The following is a 15,572-nucleotide window of genomic DNA, read 5'->3' on the forward strand; positions in this document are numbered from 1 at the left end:
CCCCACCTAACGTAGTGAAATCACCACTTCCTCATCTGATAATTTATTTTCTTGCTGAATTCGATTTGCCTCACGCGCAATCGTTTCAATCGAGAGGTCACGGTTATTTGCCAGTTCTATTATAGCAGGTGACACCTCGTTTACGCTAGTTTGCGGCGTGGTTGTCGGTTGAGTTTGAGCTGGAGCGCTCGTGGCAGGCTGTCCGGATACTGGATTTAATACAGATTGATGCATTGTTGGGTACGGATTCATTTGTAGTGGTGTGGCTGGAGTAGGATTATCTGATTGAGATGGTTGAGGTGTTTGCGTAGGAGGCGGCGGCGTAGTAGATTGCCCTGTTTGCATCTTTTGGATAACTTCTTGTCGCCTACGAACATCGGACTGATTTATTAAGTGATTGATATTTTGCGCCGTAGCACTATTTTCATCCAATATGTCGTTAGCCGCTTGCCCTTCGTTGAATAAATCGGCACGCATCGAGCTATTCGGATTATTAACGCCACGAATTGACCAACCCTGACTGTCTACCAAATTCGCCAAATATGATAATCTTCGCTGGACTTCGGCTTGATCGTAATTATTGCCGTAAGTCTTCTCCTCGACTTTTGGCGCGATAACTTCGACTAATCTTTCAATCCCATCAGGCTGCCATAGCCGCTTTTTTGGTTTTAGCATAAAAGAAATAACTGCTGCCAAATAAACTTCCATCGGTTGATCTTTTTTAAGCGGTAAAGCCAGCGCTCCAAAGAATAAAATTATCGGCACAGGAATTATTGCCAAAGGTAGTAAAATTGTACTCAAACCGTATGCAATAGCGATTCCAATAACAGCTATAATTAAGAACACAAACTGTCGGAAACTAAACGGCCCGAGCAGTTTGTCCTCCGCCTCGACATCTTGAGGGACTTTATACACCGACATACTGCTTATATTATATCAAAATATGGAGATTATAACATGTTGCGGAAAATCTCAAATTGTTCTTTGGCGGCATCTGTTACGTTTGCAGATAATCTCCTGTCGGTAAGAATTGTATTGATAACTTTCTTGAGATCTTGACGTTTCTTATCAGTAATAATAGATGTATTTTCTACAGCTTCTATTAACAACTTAACGGCATCAGCATCCGTAGACGCTAAGGTTTCAGGTCTGTACTTACCACCCTCTAGCCATTCAGCAAAGTGGTTCATGAGGTCACCTCTGTTATTAATATCGCCCTTCAGCATATCATCGATGAGCTTACCTCCCATAAAGGACGCCTTATTCCTTACACCAGATTCCGCTAGCGCTGAAGCTGCAGAAGAATAGAATTCTGGCGGCAATTCACTAAGAAGCTCGGCGACTTCCGCTGCGGTACCGTATTTAATCTGCTCCTCAATTGCGGCTTCACGTACAAATATACTATCCCCAGATAAATTAACTCCACCAGGAAGGGGTACGGATAATTTGTTTAGGGCTAATCCCTGCCTATGTTTTGCATCTATTTTGTAGTGCTTTATAATTTGACGAGCCTCGTCAATTGACTTAGCATACTCGCTACGGCTGGTTGCTATGGCTGAAGCTAAGGCTGCATTTGCACCAATCAAATTGCCATTTGCATCTTTGAATACGTTGCCGCCAGCCCTCTCTTGAAGTTCCTTGCTGTTTATCAATTGTTCTGCAAATTCACTATGCTGCTGGCGTTGAGCGTTATTCTTAATTAGTCCAGACACTGCAATTTCGGTTTCTAGGTCTTTAATGTCATTCATGAATGCAGTTTGCTGCTGATGAGCTTTCAAATCTCGTCGAGTTGCATAGGTAGCTGACACGGCTCGTAGAGCGCGATCGTACAGAGGTCTCTTCCCATATGTATCAGTTGGTGCATGGCCCAAAGTCGCTTCGAGGTAGCGATTATCATCTTGTGCGGATAACAGATCTGCACGCCTGGAAGCCTGTCTGGCGTCTAAGTCTAACTTCTTATACCTGGCTGTATCTCTAAATGAATTCTCGGCATTTTTCTGTGAAGTTTCCAGATCTTTTTTGAGTGCTCTACCTTTATGATCTGCCCAACGGCGTAAACGATTTGGGTTGAATCGCGCCATATTGGGGTTAGCTAACTTCTTGTTTTTAATGGTCTCACGACGATCTTTAGACCAGTTCTTAGACCTGTCGTATAAGCCTTTATTCTTATCATTAACAAACCCAGCAAATTTGCCTAATACTCCGCCGCTGAACTTCATAATTAGAGGGGTTATAGCCAAAGGTATTATTTGAACTAACATTCCTAGTACGTGCATTATTGCACCATTTGAGCCAGATGCATTTTGGATAATTAGTATTCCTGCCAGTTGAGCTCCACCGAATACTACAGCGAATGCTGGGAAAAATACTAGCATTGTTAAGAATAAGTCTCGCCATTTTTTAAACCACTTTTCTGTTCCGGGTAGCAAGTAGCAAACAAATGCTAGTGGTGAAACTATGATTAATATAATAATAAGTGCTTGACGAGCCGCCATAATTAGGAGTACGAAGAGTAAAGTTAAGCCAGCTAATGTTGCGGCAGGTACTAGCATCGGCAATAATTCCGTAGTAAGTGCTAGTGATACGGCGTATCCTGCTCCTACCGCCAGCGCTCCGTTTGACAGTGCTGTACTGATAACTTCTGACCACGTCCATGTACTTGTATTTTCCCCTACGGTGGATATTGTGTTTTTAATTCCCATAAAAGCGTCCTGGAAAGCGTAGCCAGTTACGTTTGATAAATCCAGCAATACAGCACAAAACGTGAATGATAAGTTAACCAACACCGCCGCAATTACTAACCTAGGGAGCATTTTTTTAACGCCGTAATTGCTAATTCCTACGGAGGTCAATTGCGAGTAGATAATTACCAAAAACGCCACGATAAACGCCACGTTGCTAATGTTTCGCATAATGACCCACGCCAGATAAATTCCACTGTTTTGGTTGGTTGTTTCTAACGGCTTAGTTTTTAAGAATTCCTGAAGCGCACTGTACATATAATCTATGCCATCAGCCAGCCAGTTGGAGAGTGGACAGATAATCCACCCTATTCCCTGCACATCACAGGAAGTACCTGTTGAATTTTCTGAGGGAGATTCAATTGAAATAGTTGAGGTGCTGGTTTGCTCATAGGTGTTTGGTGGCGTAAATGAATAAACCGCGTAAGTTGCCGAGCTTAGCGAAGATATTTCGTTTGCTGGGAAATAAATAACCTTGGTTTCTTTTTTATTCTTATCTTCATTAACATAAACAAGCGAATTATCAGGTAGGTTAAATTGTTTGATCTTTTTATCATCACTTACCTTTGTATATTTTTCTTTGTTGTAAGTTAAATTATGACCGCTCCATTCTGCGTCTACAGCATAAACAGAAGTCGAGTGTGTTAGGGTATTAAGAAAAATGCCTACTAGCATTCCCGCTATCAGCAATACAAACCATCGCAACGCCACACTAAGAGGTTGCTTACGTGAAATCAACCACTCCATCTGCGGTTATATTAGCATTTTTGATGGAAAAAGTCAAGAGAAGGGATTAAGCGCCAACTTTACGGAATGTGCTATCTAATTTTCCGTTTATATTCTTTGCGGTGTTCGGGTTAGATCTGGCTGTACTAGCTGTACTTTTAATTTTTAATACAGCAGCCGCAGCGTTTCCGTTGGCTCCATCTGTTGCCGCATTTATGGATGCTTCAACTAGCCATTCAGTACCCGCTGCATTTTGCACGAGATGTTCTGCTTGTAAATTGCCATCTGCAGCGTTATTTATGGCCATATTCTCTAGATCAGTCATGTCTTTAATTTTATCTTCTAGGATAGCATCCCCAAATCCGTTACCTAGTATATTATTATCTCCCTTAGCAAATGAAGCTTTGATGGCACGATTCTTTATGACGGCGTCTTTCCCCGCTAAGCTACTGAGCACATTAGCACGATCGCTAAAGCCTCCATTAGCCATAGTATGGTCTATTGCGGCTGCATACATACTTCGTGAGACTTTTTTATCCGTAGAGGTTTTACCCGTACGGGCAATAGTAGCTATTTCACTCGATGTCATGCCTCTTAGGGCTAGAGCTTGACCCTTAACTTCATTCTCGAATAATTCGTCAGATATAGCTTGACTGCGGGCGGCACCCTCAGATAATCCCGTAGCTCGTCCGAGCCAACTATTGTCCAGTGCTCTCCTAGGATTGAGCATAATTCCTGCCCCTTTAGCTAATCTACTATTACTGCCTCTGAGTGCGTCAGCTTTTCTTCCGAGCCAAGTGTTGCCAGATCTACGATTAGCCTGTCTTTTAGCAGAGTTTTTTTGCCAGCCTTTTTTAAGGTCATTTAATCTAGAATTACCAATAGCTCCACCCAGCTTCTTATTAGCCAAACCGCTCAATCCGCCAATTTTTCCTGCAAAACTACCTAGTGAGTTTAATGAACTCTTTAGCACGAAAGGTGTGGCGCCTAATGGCAAAATAGACGCCGCCAAGGCTGCAAGTTGCATGGTTTCTTTTGGATTGTTTGGGTCGTCTGTAGCTGATGCGGCTAATATAGTTCCTGCTAACTTTCCGGCTCCGTACAGAAGAGATATTACGGGAAATACGATTAACAGACCTCTGAACATAGACACCCATTTTTTGAATAAGTTTTCAGTATTTGGCAGAAGCCATGCTGCAAATGCTAATGGAGATATCGCTATTAATAATATGACAGCAGCCTGTCGAACGATTAATATGACCAGCACTACAATCAATGCTAGGAGTAGGGCTAAAAGAGTAGGTATGCTTACGGCAAGGAATATAAATAGACCTACTCCGACTAATACTAACCCACCCGTTACTAAGGCGCTGAAAGTACCAGTTGCTGTTGCTTGAGTACCAACTTTTGATGCTGCCCCCTCCAGAGCCTCTTTAAGAGAAAAACCGAGGATATTAGACAAGTCTACTGCTATTTGACAGAGATAGAAAGATAAGTTTACGAGCAAAGCTCCTATTATTAACCTTGGTAGAATTTTCTTAATTCCATAATTACTGACGCCGACATTACTTATTTGGGAAAATATTACCCACAGGAATATTACGGCAAATACGGCGTTTGCAACATCTCGGAAGAACTTCCAAGCTTGTGCTAATCCTCCATTTTCTTGGTCCTTAAAGATTTCGTTATCGATAGACAGAAAATACGATATTGCAGAGTAGGAGGCATCTCCCAAACTTCCGGCAAAACTCATCAAAGGACAAACAAACCACCCTACAGCGCTTAGGCCGCATGAATTTTTTCCCTCTTCTTCGCCGCCGTCACCTTCCGATGGGGTCTCTATTTCGGCAGACTGACCTTGTTTACAGGCGCTTATCTCTTTGTCTCTACCCTTGTATTGTGTTTCGCAGTATGTAGGATCATCCTTATGTTCTATTCCGGCTTTACAGGCGTCAAGCTCTTTTCCTGTAAATGTTGAGCAGGCGTTTTTTATTGCAGCGTCTTTTAAGGATTTAGCATATTCATTGGCTGCTGTTTTTAATTGAGATATAATATCCGTACACAAGAATTTTTGTTTACCCTTGTACCCCACCGTAGTTGAATCCCACATGTAATCTAAAGATCCCTTTATTTGGTAGGTATCTACGACTTTGCCATCCTTTGAGACAGTAGGAATAGTCCATGTTCCGTTTGAGGGTTTAGAGACTTGACCTCCATTAACACATCCTGCAATCCAATCTTGGTATTTGCGATATTTTATATAAGGGTCATTATTTTCTAAATTAGTAGGATATCCTGTTAATGCAGAGAGGGCGTTTATAAAATTAGCACGACCATCTCCTCCTGGTAGAGCTTCTTGGGTAAACCAAGAATTTCCCGCCACACACTCTTCCTGTGATGCATTCTTATGGCCATCTTTTCTGTAGCCCATTTGACATAGTAATTCATTTGGTGATATTTTGAATTGTCCGAAAGCCGCTTGTTGGAATTCTTGAGAGGTGCACCTAACAGATCCTTTATCATATCCTTTTATTGTTTCGTCTCCTGTCATTGTTCCCGTAAATACGTAGACAGTGCTGTACTGGTTTATTTCCGCGGTGTTAACAAAAAAACTAGCAATACTCAATCTGCCAGCCATTCTTACTGGATCAACTAGATTATCCCATTTTTTATCGTTGAATATTATGTTGTCTTTAAGTTCCTTACTAGGGTTTCTGTGGACTTTGAACCCTAGTCCAATGCCGCCATCGGGACCGTGAGATTTCCCACTAAAGCAGTATGACATTGCTGTAGCGTATTGAAAAAATTTATATTTATCTTCTGGCTCTAAACGTTCAAATATTCCCGGATCAGCAGCTAAAGCTGGGTTAACTGACAGGATATTAGCAATTGGCATTATAAAAAATGCTAATAAGCATAAAAACATTACAGAATTCTTAAACCACCCTGTCCAGCTAGACGATTGTTTTTTGATAAACATAAGCACCTTCATTTAATCACATATGAAGGTGCTTATGCAAGGGTTATTAAGTTTAGAATTTAGTTGTCTTCGCTATCTTTCCAAGCATTCCGTATCTCAGGGATTTCGTATGCTGGTACGTCTTTACCATTTATAGTGAATGGCATCGGGCTTCCTTGTTTATAAAGACTACTGGGTCCGTCGATTCCTCGGAAATCAATTATCACAGGAGCTACTCTAACCTTTACTGTGCGGTCCGCTGTCCCATCAACAGCCTGCTTCTTTGACGGGTCAAAGTTTAGATATTCGGCACTTCCGCTTCTTAGTGTGTCGACAGTATTAACAACAGTCATTATTTCTGTAACCCCATCTCCTGTTAGATAAGCTGCTTGATATTTAGGAATCTGACCACTGTAATTTAGACCATTGCATCGTGTAAGATCTCCTTCATCAGAACAAGGATCTGCGTTATTAAGGTTGTTTCGGACTAGCTTTGGATAAAGACCATCTTTTCCCGTAGACTCAAATATTTTATTTGGCTGCCCATCTAGTGGAAATAGGTCGAAAGCGTTATATTGACGATATTTTGTCTCAGGGTATTTTTTATACCCTTCAAACAAATTAGCTATCACTTCTTGAGCATGTCCTATAGCCATACTGCTTAGGTAGGCATCGCGCATCTTGTCCGCTTCTTCCACCCTGCCTTCGTCGACTAGTTTAAAGTAGGATTTGGCCATTAAATTAATGCTGTAAGCGCTGTGTTCTCCGATATTTTTCATAACTTCAGGTAGTTCTTCGTCTGTTGTAATTATCTGACCAAACTCATCAATATCTAATTTTGCAGATTCGCTGTTAACATGCATGTTTGTATAATTAATGAAGTCTGCCCTCAGATCATTCGTGTCTTTTGCATTATCCAAAGAGCTTAGAAGATCATCCAGCCCCTCAATTTCTGGGATTTCTCTAACCTCTGGTGATGGAGAGCTTGTCTCTTCTGCTGAAGGTGTAGGATCTTGAGTTTCCTGCGAGGTAGATGTTGCATCTGGAGTTGGCTCGGTGTAAGTCTCACCGCAGGCTGACAGTGGAGCTACTGCAGCTAGCATCGCCATTGCAGCGATGCCCTTTAAGGCCTTTTTTCTAAGTAAAGTTGAAAATCGTGTTTCTGAACCGCTTGGGTTATTGATATTATTAGGGTTATAAATCATAACGCTTGGGGTCCTTTCTCTGACATTGTCAGGTATTTTATTATAAAAACTCCTTAGACTCTCCAGTCCAATTGGCAATATCATAACATAAATTGTACAGAAATGCAATAAAAATGGTATATTTTCCATAAAAAAACACCCTGCCAGAGGGGTGAATTATCTGTGGCGCGCTCGACCGGATTCGAACCGGCGATCTCCTCCGTGACAGGGAGGCGTGATAGGCCAACTTCACTACGAGCGCATATCAATACCCCTTATATTATCAGATTACTTCTGTCTTTTCAAGGAAAATGTTTGCTTTTTTCGCTTGACTATTTTACAATTTAGGTATAAGAGAAAATTTTATGACAAAAAGAAATATTGTAATCAGTATATTCATCGCAACAGTAATCGCAGGAAGTGTTTTTATACCCAGAATAGCTTTGGCTATCAGCTGTGGTGGCGCGGAAACTTCTGTTATTTCTTGTGAAGGCGAAGGTAGCACGGCAATTATCAACATAATCAAACAAGTTATTAAAATCTTAACCGCTGGAGTTTTGGTCGCGGCGGTTGGTGCTGTTATATATGGCGCATTCTTATATACCACTTCTGAGGGTAGTCCTGATAAGATAAAAAAAGCACGCGAAGTCTGGACGAATACTGTTATTGGGATAATAATGTTTGCGTTTATGGTGGCAATTACTAACTTTATTATTCCAGGAGGAGTTTTCGATTAATGAAGAAGATTATAATAGCGATGTCTTTAATGATTATAGGGTCGTTTGGGGCGAGCGTAACTTTCCCGAATACTTCTTTTGCGGAAGGTGAAATTAATGAATGTGATAAAAAAGGCAGAATTTTGACATTGAAGCCGTGGTATGACGGATTGACGAAAGGTGACTGTTCTATTAAAGATATTGGTTCGGACGCTGACTCACAGGCAAATTTTATCTGGAGAGTCGTGCTTAATATCGTTGATGATTTGCTGCAACTTATTGGTTATACGACCGTTGGATATATTATATACGGTGGTTTCTTGATGATGACCAGTAACGGGGCTCCAGATAAGGCTGCGCACGGGCGAAAGACTATTATGAGTGCCGCGATTGGCTTGGTTATCGCCTTAGCTTCTGTTGCGTTGGTTAACTTTATATCATCAAATATAGGAGTATAAAATGAGATATATGGAATTTTTTGCTGGATTGTTGGGGAGTGCTGATAGTCTTGGTGTGCCGCAGAATAATGATGTAGATATTATGAGGTTTGTTAATTTGGCATTTTGGGTGGCTGGTGTCATAGCTGTTATAATTGTTATTATTGCTGGGATAAATTATTCCCTATCTGCCGGCGATCCAGCTAAGACGGCTAGCGCAAAGAATACTATTCTATATGCAGTCATCGGTTTGGTAATTATTGCTAACGCGATTGCTATAACAGGTTATATTATAGGAAAGGTTTAAAATGAAGATTTTTACGAAAATTCTGACAGCTGGAATGTTGATGGTTAGTCTCCTTGGTGTGTTTACTCCAGTGGTATCTGCAGCTAACGGTATTAATATTTGCTCAGAGGAAAATGAAAACTCTGTCTATTGTAAAAATAAAGATAGCGGCGGAGATCAAGTGGGCGGTATTATAAAAACTATCGTTGAAGTTCTACTTATGGCTGTCGGTGCTATTTCGATTATTATGATAGTTATTGGTGGTATTTTATTTGCGCTTTCCAGTGGTGATGCTCAGAAGGCTGCAAAAGCTAGGAGTACTATTTTATATGCTGTCGTTGGCTTAATAGTCTCTGTATTTGCTTCGGCGATTGTCAATTTTGTGTTTGATGGGTTTAATAAGCCCGTCAAACATGATGAATCTAGTAATCATAATAAGGAGTAAAAATGAAAAAAATGATATTATCGGCGTTAATTGTAGCTTGTTCGGTGTTTGGATTTTCAGCCATATCAGTAGCTTCTCTTCCGACAAACGTTTCCGCGCAAGCTGCTAATAGCGTCGTAAAGAAAGGTATAAAAACTGCTACTACGGCGGATATGGAAAATAAAAGCATTGCAGGTGAAGGTGGATTAATAAGTATATTGATTAATTTTCTACTGTGGGCTGTGGGTATTTTATCTGTTGCTATGATTATCTTTAGCGGATTTCGCTATATCACCTCAGCTGGAGATGCCGCAAAAACGAAGTCTGCTCAAACTGCTCTCACTTATTCGATAGTTGGTCTAATTGTGGCTGTTCTTGCATGGGTTATAGTTAAGATGATTTTGAGACAATTCGGAATTGAGGTAAAGACTAATTAGTTTTGCAAATAACAGATAAAAATGTATAATAGTAATATCATTAAACAAGGAGAAAATAACAATGAATAAATTAAAATTAATCTTGGCGGGACTACTGGTAGTACCAACTGTTGCTTTGGCTGTAGCTCCAGCTGCAAGCGCTGAAAGTGATTTTACCTTAACTAATGGTGTAAGCAGTGCAAGAGGAGAAGGTGTGAGTGAAACCGCTTCAGATCCTCAAACTTTGGTTAAGCAATTTGTAAATATATTCTTGTTTGCCGTTGGTGCATTGAGTGTTATTATGCTTATCTGGGGTGGTATCCGCTACACTACTTCAGCTGGTGATAGTAATAAGGTTCAGGCGGCTAAGAACACAGTTTTGTACGCAATTGTCGGTTTGGTGATCGCTATTTTGGCATATGCAATCGTCAATATGGTTATCGATAAGTTTAAGGGTTAATCTACCCTACCGGTAAAAAAGAGCCTCGCTGACGAGGTTCTTTTTTTGTGGCTAAAAAAATACCGCCAACTTGTGACGGTATTTTCTGTGAAATGATTTTTTACAGAACTTGAATCTTCTTTGCTTTTTCTTGCTTTATCTTTTCAAAAGTAATTGTCAAAACACCATCTTTTAATTCTGCCTTAACGCCTTCTTCATTTACAGCGGTTGGCAATGCTAATGTACGACTGAATTCGCCCCAGTAGCACTCTTGGATGTGCCATTGGCGAACATCTGCTTCGTCACCGCTAGACAGTGTACCGCTAATTGTTAAGATACCGTCAGAAATGCTTACGTCTAGGTCGTTTCGGTCTACGCCGGCAGTACGAGCTTTAATAACCAGGTTATTTTCTGTCTCAAAAACGTCAACAGCCAATTGGCCCATTGCATCATCAGCTTCATCTTCCCAATTGTCGTCGGATCGTGCTGTTGGTGTACTGTTGCTTCTACTATTGTCGTCGTTAAAACCAGGTAACAGATCGTCGTTATCATCATCAATAAACGCCGCTGCCAATTCCTGTTCTGTTAGTAATGTATCATCTTGCTTTCGGGCCATAATTTCCTCCACTTTTATAATAGGCTCATTGACAAAGTCTCTATTAGTATAACTGTAATGTGCGTTATAATCAACAGAGAAAGGCTTAAAACGTAAAAATTACAATGTTTGACACGCTATTATCAATCATCGCTCCTCACCACTGTTATAAGTGTGGTAAAACGGGTGATATTTTATGCTTAGATTGTAAAAAATACATCATCAGTCGGAAGTATGATATGTGTGTATTATGTGGTGATTTATTGGAGAATGGCAATTTATGTAAAAAGCATAAGCTCCCCTGTGATATGATCTGGTGTTTTTCACGGCGTACAGGTGTTGTCACAAAGATTATTGATGATTATAAGTTTAACCGTGTTCAGGCGGCGGCTGATTTACTAAGCGAATTCTTAGATGAAGCTCTGCCTGAATTGCCATCAGATACAGTAATCGTACCAATCCCTACAATTTCTAAGAATATTCGGCGTCGTGGATTTGATCATATCCGAAAAATTGCTATTAAACTATCTCGACGTAGAAAAATAGAGTGTTGTTCCCTGCTCCGGCGCAGAAATAACGTCACTCAGCATTTTACAAAGTCTTCCGCCCAGAGAAAACGTCAAGCAAAGGAGTTTTTTGAAATTGCGGGTAAAGTTGATAAAAATAAGCGATATATCATTATTGATGATATATTTACAACTGGTTCAACTGTGTTGGCGGCGGCGGAATGTTTGAAGAAAAATGGCGCCAAACACGTGGAAATTGCGGTTATTGCCAGGCACGGGCGCCCAAAGCTATGAGTGATGATAATGACTGCCGCGATGGATCTCTTGGGCGCGGTATAATTGCTCGGCTAAAATAAGACGAACTAATTGGTGTGGAAACACTAAGTTCGATAACGACCAAACGATGTTGGATTTTTGACGCAAGTCGCTAGTAACTCCGTAAGCACCACCGATGATGAAGACAATGTGCTTGTCGATATGTTCGGTTATTAGGTCAGATAATTCCGGTGACGATAAGTTTTTTCCGCGCTCATCGAGCAAAATAACGAAGTCATCTGAATTAAGGCGCGAAAAAATACGCTCAGACTCTTCCTGGCGCGCTCTGTCGCCTTCAAAGCTTGAATGCGGTAGAATAATCATTTCCGCAGCAAAAGGTGCTCGTAGACGCTCTAAAAAACGAAAAATGCCTGGCTGAACCCAGGCTTCGTGCTTTTTTCCGATTGTTATAATGGTGATTTTCATAATATCTATGGCGGAGAGAGAGGGATTCGAACCCTCGATGAGTTGCCCCATACCGCTTTTCGAGAGCGGCCAGTTCAACCACTCCTGCACCTCTCCGTATCTAACTAATTCGGGCGATTATTTCTTATCGGTTTTCTTTGAATCTTTGGCGATTATAGTGCCGATAATGCTCCATACGATACATAGAGCTAGACCGACGCCGCCTAATTGACAAAATTTAATCATCCACTTACTAGCTTCATTCCAAGTTATCAATTCAAAGAACTCTGCGCCAGCTAAAATTGCTATAGCAGTTGAACAGATTGCAACAATTCCTAATCCTGAATATTTTACGTACTTAATAAAATTCATACCCCTCCTTAGGTTAATTGGTACACCCGGCAAGATTCGAACTTACGACCTCTGGCTCCGCAAGCCAGCGCTCTATCCAGCTGAGCTACGGGTGCATACAGCCTTTCGAAAAGGCTATAACAAAAATATAAGGTACCTTCATTGCTATAAAGCACTGAACTTTTGTATTCTACCACATAAAATATAGTCAATCAAGCTATAGCTTTATCAGCCGAATAAACTTCTCTAAGGCATCTGGCTTAATTTCTTGCATCGGTAGGCGCGCTCCGAGCATATCGACGATTCTTTCGCCCTCTGCTTCGGAAAAGTAAATAGTTAAACCTGGCGAAAATCGTTTTACTGGTAATAATAGAATCGAATGTTGGTTATTTTCGTGAATTAATCCAAATGCGCGAAATTCGCTAAAATCGTGTAAAACGTCGGCAATGTAAATACCTTTGGGACTAATTGCGTAGTTTATTACTTGTGGGGTTTTGTTTGACAATACAAACAAGGCTACAGCCATAATTGGCAGTAAAACTGCGAAAGTCCAGTTCTTAAACACTAAAATCGCTAAAGCCATTAATCCTATCAGCACAATGACAAAAAACACATACCACAATTTACCGCGTTGAACCTGCACGCCTTCTGGTGCGTTCCAAGCTATTGGCTCGGTTAAATCAATCCTGTCAGGTGATGGCGTTTCAAAGTCTTGGTTTTCTGGACTATCGTTCATGACGTTAGTATATCACGATGAGAATTAGTGAACAATTAAACGTTAGTGGTTGATCCGCCGCTTAAAGCTGCGCCGAGGATGAAGTTAATTATGGCGTAAGCAAAGACTGCGATTAGTAGACCGATGATTGCATATAAAATTGTGTTTTTGGCGTTTGTGACGGATTCTTTTTTACCGCCAGATATTACATAGCGGAAACCGCCGAAGATTAGCATAACGACGCTTAAGACGCCGACGCCAAATAGCATAATATTGATGGCTCGCCTTACGATTGATGAATCGCCATTAGCTAAGTTAGATGGCGTATTGTCGCCGCGTGCTGCGTTGATTCCGGCTGGCGCACCGCCTTCACCTAATGCGGAAACTGGAGCAGTTACTAAAGCTACGCCGAATCCGATTGTAAGTAATCCTGTTATAATTTTAGAAATATATCCTTTTACCATAATTCTATTATACCCTATTTGCAATAAAGCTATTAATAATTACACTTCTATGGTACACTAAATAGTGAATTTGGAGGAGTACCCAAGTGGCTGAAGGGGACGGTTTGCTAAATCGTTAGTATGGAGAGATCTGTAGCGGGGGTTCGAATCCCCCCTCCTCCGCCAAAATTCAGAGATAGTACGGAAGGGTGACCGAGTGGTTGAAGGTACCGGTCTTGAAAACCGGCGTGCGGTAAAACGTACCGAGGGTTCGAATCCCTCCCCTTCCGCCAAAACAGTACTATTGAAGTCGAAAAATAGGAGATTCGTGCGAGTTTCCTATTTTTTTATTTCTCTTGTTTGACTTGAATCGTACTTTCGTAACTTGCGCCAGATAGACGATCAAACATAAAACGTCGGTTAAATAACGCTACGGCAATTGTAATTAATACGAATAATATGAATGCTAAGAATGTAATTGCGAATATACAGAGAAATAATAGCGAATTCGCTTCCTTATTCAATTCATCCGCGAGGTAAAACAAGCCTGCGGGAATGATGCGAAAATATATCGTGAGTAAGATTCCTCTGAAAATTGTGCGAATCCATTTTTTATTTTCAAATGTTAGTCCAAACTTTAATAATGCGCTACCAAAAGTTTTACCATTCAGTAGAGGAATTAGGCTGAAATAGAGGGCTAAAAATAGCGAAAACGGAAGTTGGGTTTTTGACAAGGTGTAAAGAATGCGGACGATAACAGCGTCGATTATTAGAGACAAACCAACGCGAATTCCAGAAACTCGTGAGCCGGCCTCAAGGGATTTTTCATCTATTTCTTCTCTGGACGGAAGTAGCCACGTCGCAAACCAGCCCAGAAAGTAACCGACGCATCCGCCTATCGTGTTCTGGATGATATCATCGACGTCGGCTAATCGGTAAGGTCCTGAATAGATGAAATAAAGTCCAGATAATTGAGTTATCTCAAAGAATAAACTTAAAATAGCTGTCAATAACAACGTCTTTTTAAGATTACATTTGAAATAGTAGCGCAGGTAAATTCCGAACGGAATGAGCATTAAAACATTGAAAGCAGGAACGTAAAAAGTGGGATGTTTTATCGCCGTAATCCAAGTTGAGCTATCTGTTAATATAAATGGACTATTCTTTATAAAATCTGCGACGAATGAAAACGGAATTAAATTCAGATTTTCTGCGTAAGTTGTGTGAACGGATTCTGGATTTGGTAACGGTAAAATAACTAAGAAATATACGGTTAACAGGTACAGAATAAAGGAATAGAAAATCAAAGTCCGCAGCTTATTGACGGAGCCGTATTTTCGATAGTTCGCAATCATATACGGTAATGTGGTAAGAAAAGCCAAGATTGGGAAAAGGATTAGTGCGACCTTAATAGAAATTAGATATCCCATAAACTACATTATACTAAACATTTTCTCTGTAAAATTCAGGATGACTATTTCTATGCTGGGAAATATACTTGACAAAAAACAAAGCTTATGCTAACATTGTAACCAGTATTCTAAAAATAGATACAAAAAGAAAGAACAAAAATGAATTTAGTACAACAGTTTTTCACCGTTACAACTATGTTTGTCAGTTTGAATGTAGCGTTTGGTGTGCTGCTGCACGACACCAACGTCGATAAAGCGTTTTTGTCATCTTGGAAAACATATAGCGTTCAGAGTGGCGTTGAGGATGAAATAAAAATGCCAGAAACAAAGCCCCATACTCATCCAGAACACGCTCAATTGTCAAATGTGCTGAAAGAAGGTTCAGCGCGACCGCGAACTACGCCTCGAAATAACGACAAGAAGCGATTACGCCAAAAATATGCCGCCCGTGGTCAACATACTTTTGACGGATATCACCTTGACTTTGAAGGTGTGAGCTAGG

The 15,572-nt window shown here is 40.7% G+C and carries 18 protein-coding genes and 5 tRNA genes; 10 read left to right on the forward strand and 13 right to left on the reverse strand.

Features of this window, described 5'->3' with window-relative positions:
- Positions 1-6 precede the first annotated feature (6 nt).
- From LRM47_RS02425 to LRM47_RS02445, 5 genes are all read right to left on the reverse strand, one after another.
- Positions 7-921 (reverse strand): PrgI family protein, encoded by a 915-nt coding sequence (locus tag LRM47_RS02425; protein WP_243822672.1) that lies wholly within the window; start codon positions 919-921, stop codon positions 7-9.
- 29 nt (positions 922-950) lie between these two features.
- Entirely contained in the window at positions 951-3,488 is a 2,538-nt protein-coding gene (locus LRM47_RS02430; RefSeq protein WP_243822673.1) for a type IV secretion system protein, read from the reverse strand.
- Positions 3,489-3,534: 46 nt separating this feature from the next.
- On the reverse strand, positions 3,535-6,459 hold the full coding sequence (locus LRM47_RS02435; RefSeq protein ID WP_243822674.1) for a TrbL/VirB6 family protein: 2,925 nt from the start codon (positions 6,457-6,459) through the stop codon (positions 3,535-3,537).
- A 47-nt stretch (positions 6,460-6,506) separates the two neighbouring features.
- Positions 6,507-7,715, reverse strand: a complete 1,209-nt coding sequence (locus LRM47_RS02440; RefSeq protein WP_243822675.1) for a hypothetical protein — start codon at positions 7,713-7,715, stop codon at positions 6,507-6,509.
- Between the two features lie 79 nt (positions 7,716-7,794).
- Positions 7,795-7,872 (reverse strand) — tRNA-Asp (locus LRM47_RS02445).
- Between the two features lie 103 nt (positions 7,873-7,975).
- Here LRM47_RS02445 and LRM47_RS02450 point away from each other — a divergent pair.
- The 6 genes from LRM47_RS02450 to LRM47_RS02475 all read left to right on the forward strand — a co-directional run bounded on the left by LRM47_RS02450 (position 7,976) and on the right by LRM47_RS02475 (position 10,349).
- Positions 7,976-8,347: a hypothetical protein gene (locus LRM47_RS02450; RefSeq protein WP_243822676.1), complete on the forward strand. Its 372-nt coding sequence runs from the start codon at positions 7,976-7,978 to the stop codon at positions 8,345-8,347.
- Positions 8,347-8,784 (forward strand): hypothetical protein, encoded by a 438-nt coding sequence (locus LRM47_RS02455; RefSeq protein WP_243822677.1) that lies wholly within the window; start codon positions 8,347-8,349, stop codon positions 8,782-8,784. The genes LRM47_RS02450 and LRM47_RS02455 overlap by 1 nt, the downstream gene beginning before the upstream one ends.
- A gap of 10 nt (positions 8,785-8,794) precedes the next feature.
- Positions 8,795-9,070: a hypothetical protein gene (locus LRM47_RS02460; RefSeq protein ID WP_243804127.1), complete on the forward strand. Its 276-nt coding sequence runs from the start codon at positions 8,795-8,797 to the stop codon at positions 9,068-9,070.
- 1 nt (position 9,071) lies between these two features.
- Complete coding sequence (locus LRM47_RS02465) at positions 9,072-9,494, forward strand: pilin (protein WP_243816677.1); 423 nt, start codon at positions 9,072-9,074, stop codon at positions 9,492-9,494.
- 2 nt (positions 9,495-9,496) lie between these two features.
- Positions 9,497-9,910, forward strand: a complete 414-nt coding sequence (locus tag LRM47_RS02470) for a hypothetical protein (protein ID WP_243822678.1) — start codon at positions 9,497-9,499, stop codon at positions 9,908-9,910.
- Between the two features lie 61 nt (positions 9,911-9,971).
- Positions 9,972-10,349: a pilin gene (locus tag LRM47_RS02475; RefSeq protein WP_243804133.1), complete on the forward strand. Its 378-nt coding sequence runs from the start codon at positions 9,972-9,974 to the stop codon at positions 10,347-10,349.
- A 100-nt stretch (positions 10,350-10,449) separates the two neighbouring features.
- Here LRM47_RS02475 and LRM47_RS02480 read toward each other — a convergent pair whose 3' ends face one another.
- Entirely contained in the window at positions 10,450-10,944 is a 495-nt protein-coding gene (locus tag LRM47_RS02480) for an Hsp20/alpha crystallin family protein (RefSeq protein WP_243822679.1), read from the reverse strand.
- Between the two features lie 104 nt (positions 10,945-11,048).
- Here LRM47_RS02480 and LRM47_RS02485 point away from each other — a divergent pair, with 104 nt between their 5' ends.
- A complete protein-coding gene (locus LRM47_RS02485) occupies positions 11,049-11,723 on the forward strand; it encodes a ComF family protein (protein ID WP_243822680.1) in 675 nt (224 codons plus the stop codon).
- On the opposite strand, the gene LRM47_RS02490 is transcribed toward LRM47_RS02485, so the two are convergent.
- From LRM47_RS02490 to LRM47_RS02515, 6 genes are all read right to left on the reverse strand, one after another.
- Entirely contained in the window at positions 11,718-12,170 is a 453-nt protein-coding gene (locus tag LRM47_RS02490; RefSeq protein ID WP_232736230.1) for a 23S rRNA (pseudouridine(1915)-N(3))-methyltransferase RlmH, read from the reverse strand. The genes LRM47_RS02485 and LRM47_RS02490 overlap by 6 nt on opposite strands.
- 8 nt (positions 12,171-12,178) lie before the next feature.
- Positions 12,179-12,266, reverse strand: a tRNA-Ser gene (locus tag LRM47_RS02495).
- Positions 12,267-12,287: 21 nt separating this feature from the next.
- Positions 12,288-12,521, reverse strand: a complete 234-nt coding sequence (locus tag LRM47_RS02500; RefSeq protein WP_243822681.1) for a hypothetical protein — start codon at positions 12,519-12,521, stop codon at positions 12,288-12,290.
- Positions 12,522-12,539: 18 nt separating this feature from the next.
- Positions 12,540-12,616, reverse strand: a tRNA-Arg gene (locus LRM47_RS02505).
- A gap of 101 nt (positions 12,617-12,717) precedes the next feature.
- Positions 12,718-13,236: a hypothetical protein gene (locus LRM47_RS02510; RefSeq protein ID WP_146424196.1), complete on the reverse strand. Its 519-nt coding sequence runs from the start codon at positions 13,234-13,236 to the stop codon at positions 12,718-12,720.
- 35 nt (positions 13,237-13,271) lie between these two features.
- Positions 13,272-13,679 (reverse strand): hypothetical protein, encoded by a 408-nt coding sequence (locus LRM47_RS02515; protein ID WP_129635082.1) that lies wholly within the window; start codon positions 13,677-13,679, stop codon positions 13,272-13,274.
- A 72-nt stretch (positions 13,680-13,751) separates the two neighbouring features.
- Between LRM47_RS02515 and LRM47_RS02520 the strand changes: the two genes are divergently transcribed.
- A tRNA-Ser gene (locus LRM47_RS02520) sits at positions 13,752-13,844 on the forward strand.
- A 17-nt stretch (positions 13,845-13,861) separates the two neighbouring features.
- Positions 13,862-13,951: transfer RNA gene (locus LRM47_RS02525), tRNA-Ser, on the forward strand.
- A 54-nt stretch (positions 13,952-14,005) separates the two neighbouring features.
- On the opposite strand, the gene LRM47_RS02530 is transcribed toward LRM47_RS02525, so the two are convergent.
- Positions 14,006-15,088 carry a VanZ family protein gene (locus LRM47_RS02530; protein ID WP_353524828.1) on the reverse strand — a complete coding sequence of 361 codons (1,083 nt, stop codon included), beginning with the start codon at positions 15,086-15,088 and terminating at the stop codon, positions 14,006-14,008.
- A 141-nt stretch (positions 15,089-15,229) separates the two neighbouring features.
- Between LRM47_RS02530 and LRM47_RS02535 the strand changes: the two genes are divergently transcribed.
- Entirely contained in the window at positions 15,230-15,571 is a 342-nt protein-coding gene (locus LRM47_RS02535; RefSeq protein WP_243813282.1) for a hypothetical protein, read from the forward strand.
- Position 15,572 lies beyond the last annotated feature (1 nt).

The sequence above is a fragment of the Candidatus Nanosynbacter sp. TM7-076 genome (genome assembly GCF_022828325.1).
Classification (GTDB): Bacteria; Patescibacteriota; Saccharimonadia; order Saccharimonadales; family Saccharimonadaceae; genus Nanosynbacter.

What these genes read in the sequence shown, in the direction of transcription:
- LRM47_RS02425 (WP_243822672.1), bottom strand. Translation starts at nt 921, where the DNA reads ATGTCGGTGTATAAAGTCCCTCAAGATGTCGAGGCGGAGGACAAACTG.
- LRM47_RS02430 (WP_243822673.1), bottom strand. Translation starts at nt 3,488, where the DNA reads ATGGAGTGGTTGATTTCACGTAAGCAACCTCTTAGTGTGGCGTTGCGA.
- LRM47_RS02435 (WP_243822674.1), bottom strand. Translation starts at nt 6,459, where the DNA reads ATGAAGGTGCTTATGTTTATCAAAAAACAATCGTCTAGCTGGACAGGG.
- LRM47_RS02440 (WP_243822675.1), bottom strand. Translation starts at nt 7,715, where the DNA reads ATGATATTGCCAATTGGACTGGAGAGTCTAAGGAGTTTTTATAATAAA.
- LRM47_RS02450 (WP_243822676.1), top strand. Translation starts at nt 7,976, where the DNA reads ATGACAAAAAGAAATATTGTAATCAGTATATTCATCGCAACAGTAATC.
- LRM47_RS02455 (WP_243822677.1), top strand. Translation starts at nt 8,347, where the DNA reads ATGAAGAAGATTATAATAGCGATGTCTTTAATGATTATAGGGTCGTTT.
- LRM47_RS02460 (WP_243804127.1), top strand. Translation starts at nt 8,795, where the DNA reads ATGGAATTTTTTGCTGGATTGTTGGGGAGTGCTGATAGTCTTGGTGTG.
- LRM47_RS02465 (WP_243816677.1), top strand. Translation starts at nt 9,072, where the DNA reads ATGAAGATTTTTACGAAAATTCTGACAGCTGGAATGTTGATGGTTAGT.
- LRM47_RS02470 (WP_243822678.1), top strand. Translation starts at nt 9,497, where the DNA reads ATGAAAAAAATGATATTATCGGCGTTAATTGTAGCTTGTTCGGTGTTT.
- LRM47_RS02475 (WP_243804133.1), top strand. Translation starts at nt 9,972, where the DNA reads ATGAATAAATTAAAATTAATCTTGGCGGGACTACTGGTAGTACCAACT.
- LRM47_RS02480 (WP_243822679.1), bottom strand. Translation starts at nt 10,944, where the DNA reads ATGGCCCGAAAGCAAGATGATACATTACTAACAGAACAGGAATTGGCA.
- LRM47_RS02485 (WP_243822680.1), top strand. Translation starts at nt 11,049, where the DNA reads ATGTTTGACACGCTATTATCAATCATCGCTCCTCACCACTGTTATAAG.
- LRM47_RS02490 (WP_232736230.1), bottom strand. Translation starts at nt 12,170, where the DNA reads ATGAAAATCACCATTATAACAATCGGAAAAAAGCACGAAGCCTGGGTT.
- LRM47_RS02500 (WP_243822681.1), bottom strand. Translation starts at nt 12,521, where the DNA reads ATGAATTTTATTAAGTACGTAAAATATTCAGGATTAGGAATTGTTGCA.
- LRM47_RS02510 (WP_146424196.1), bottom strand. Translation starts at nt 13,236, where the DNA reads ATGAACGATAGTCCAGAAAACCAAGACTTTGAAACGCCATCACCTGAC.
- LRM47_RS02515 (WP_129635082.1), bottom strand. Translation starts at nt 13,679, where the DNA reads ATGGTAAAAGGATATATTTCTAAAATTATAACAGGATTACTTACAATC.
- LRM47_RS02530 (WP_353524828.1), bottom strand. Translation starts at nt 15,088, where the DNA reads ATGGGATATCTAATTTCTATTAAGGTCGCACTAATCCTTTTCCCAATC.
- LRM47_RS02535 (WP_243813282.1), top strand. Translation starts at nt 15,230, where the DNA reads ATGAATTTAGTACAACAGTTTTTCACCGTTACAACTATGTTTGTCAGT.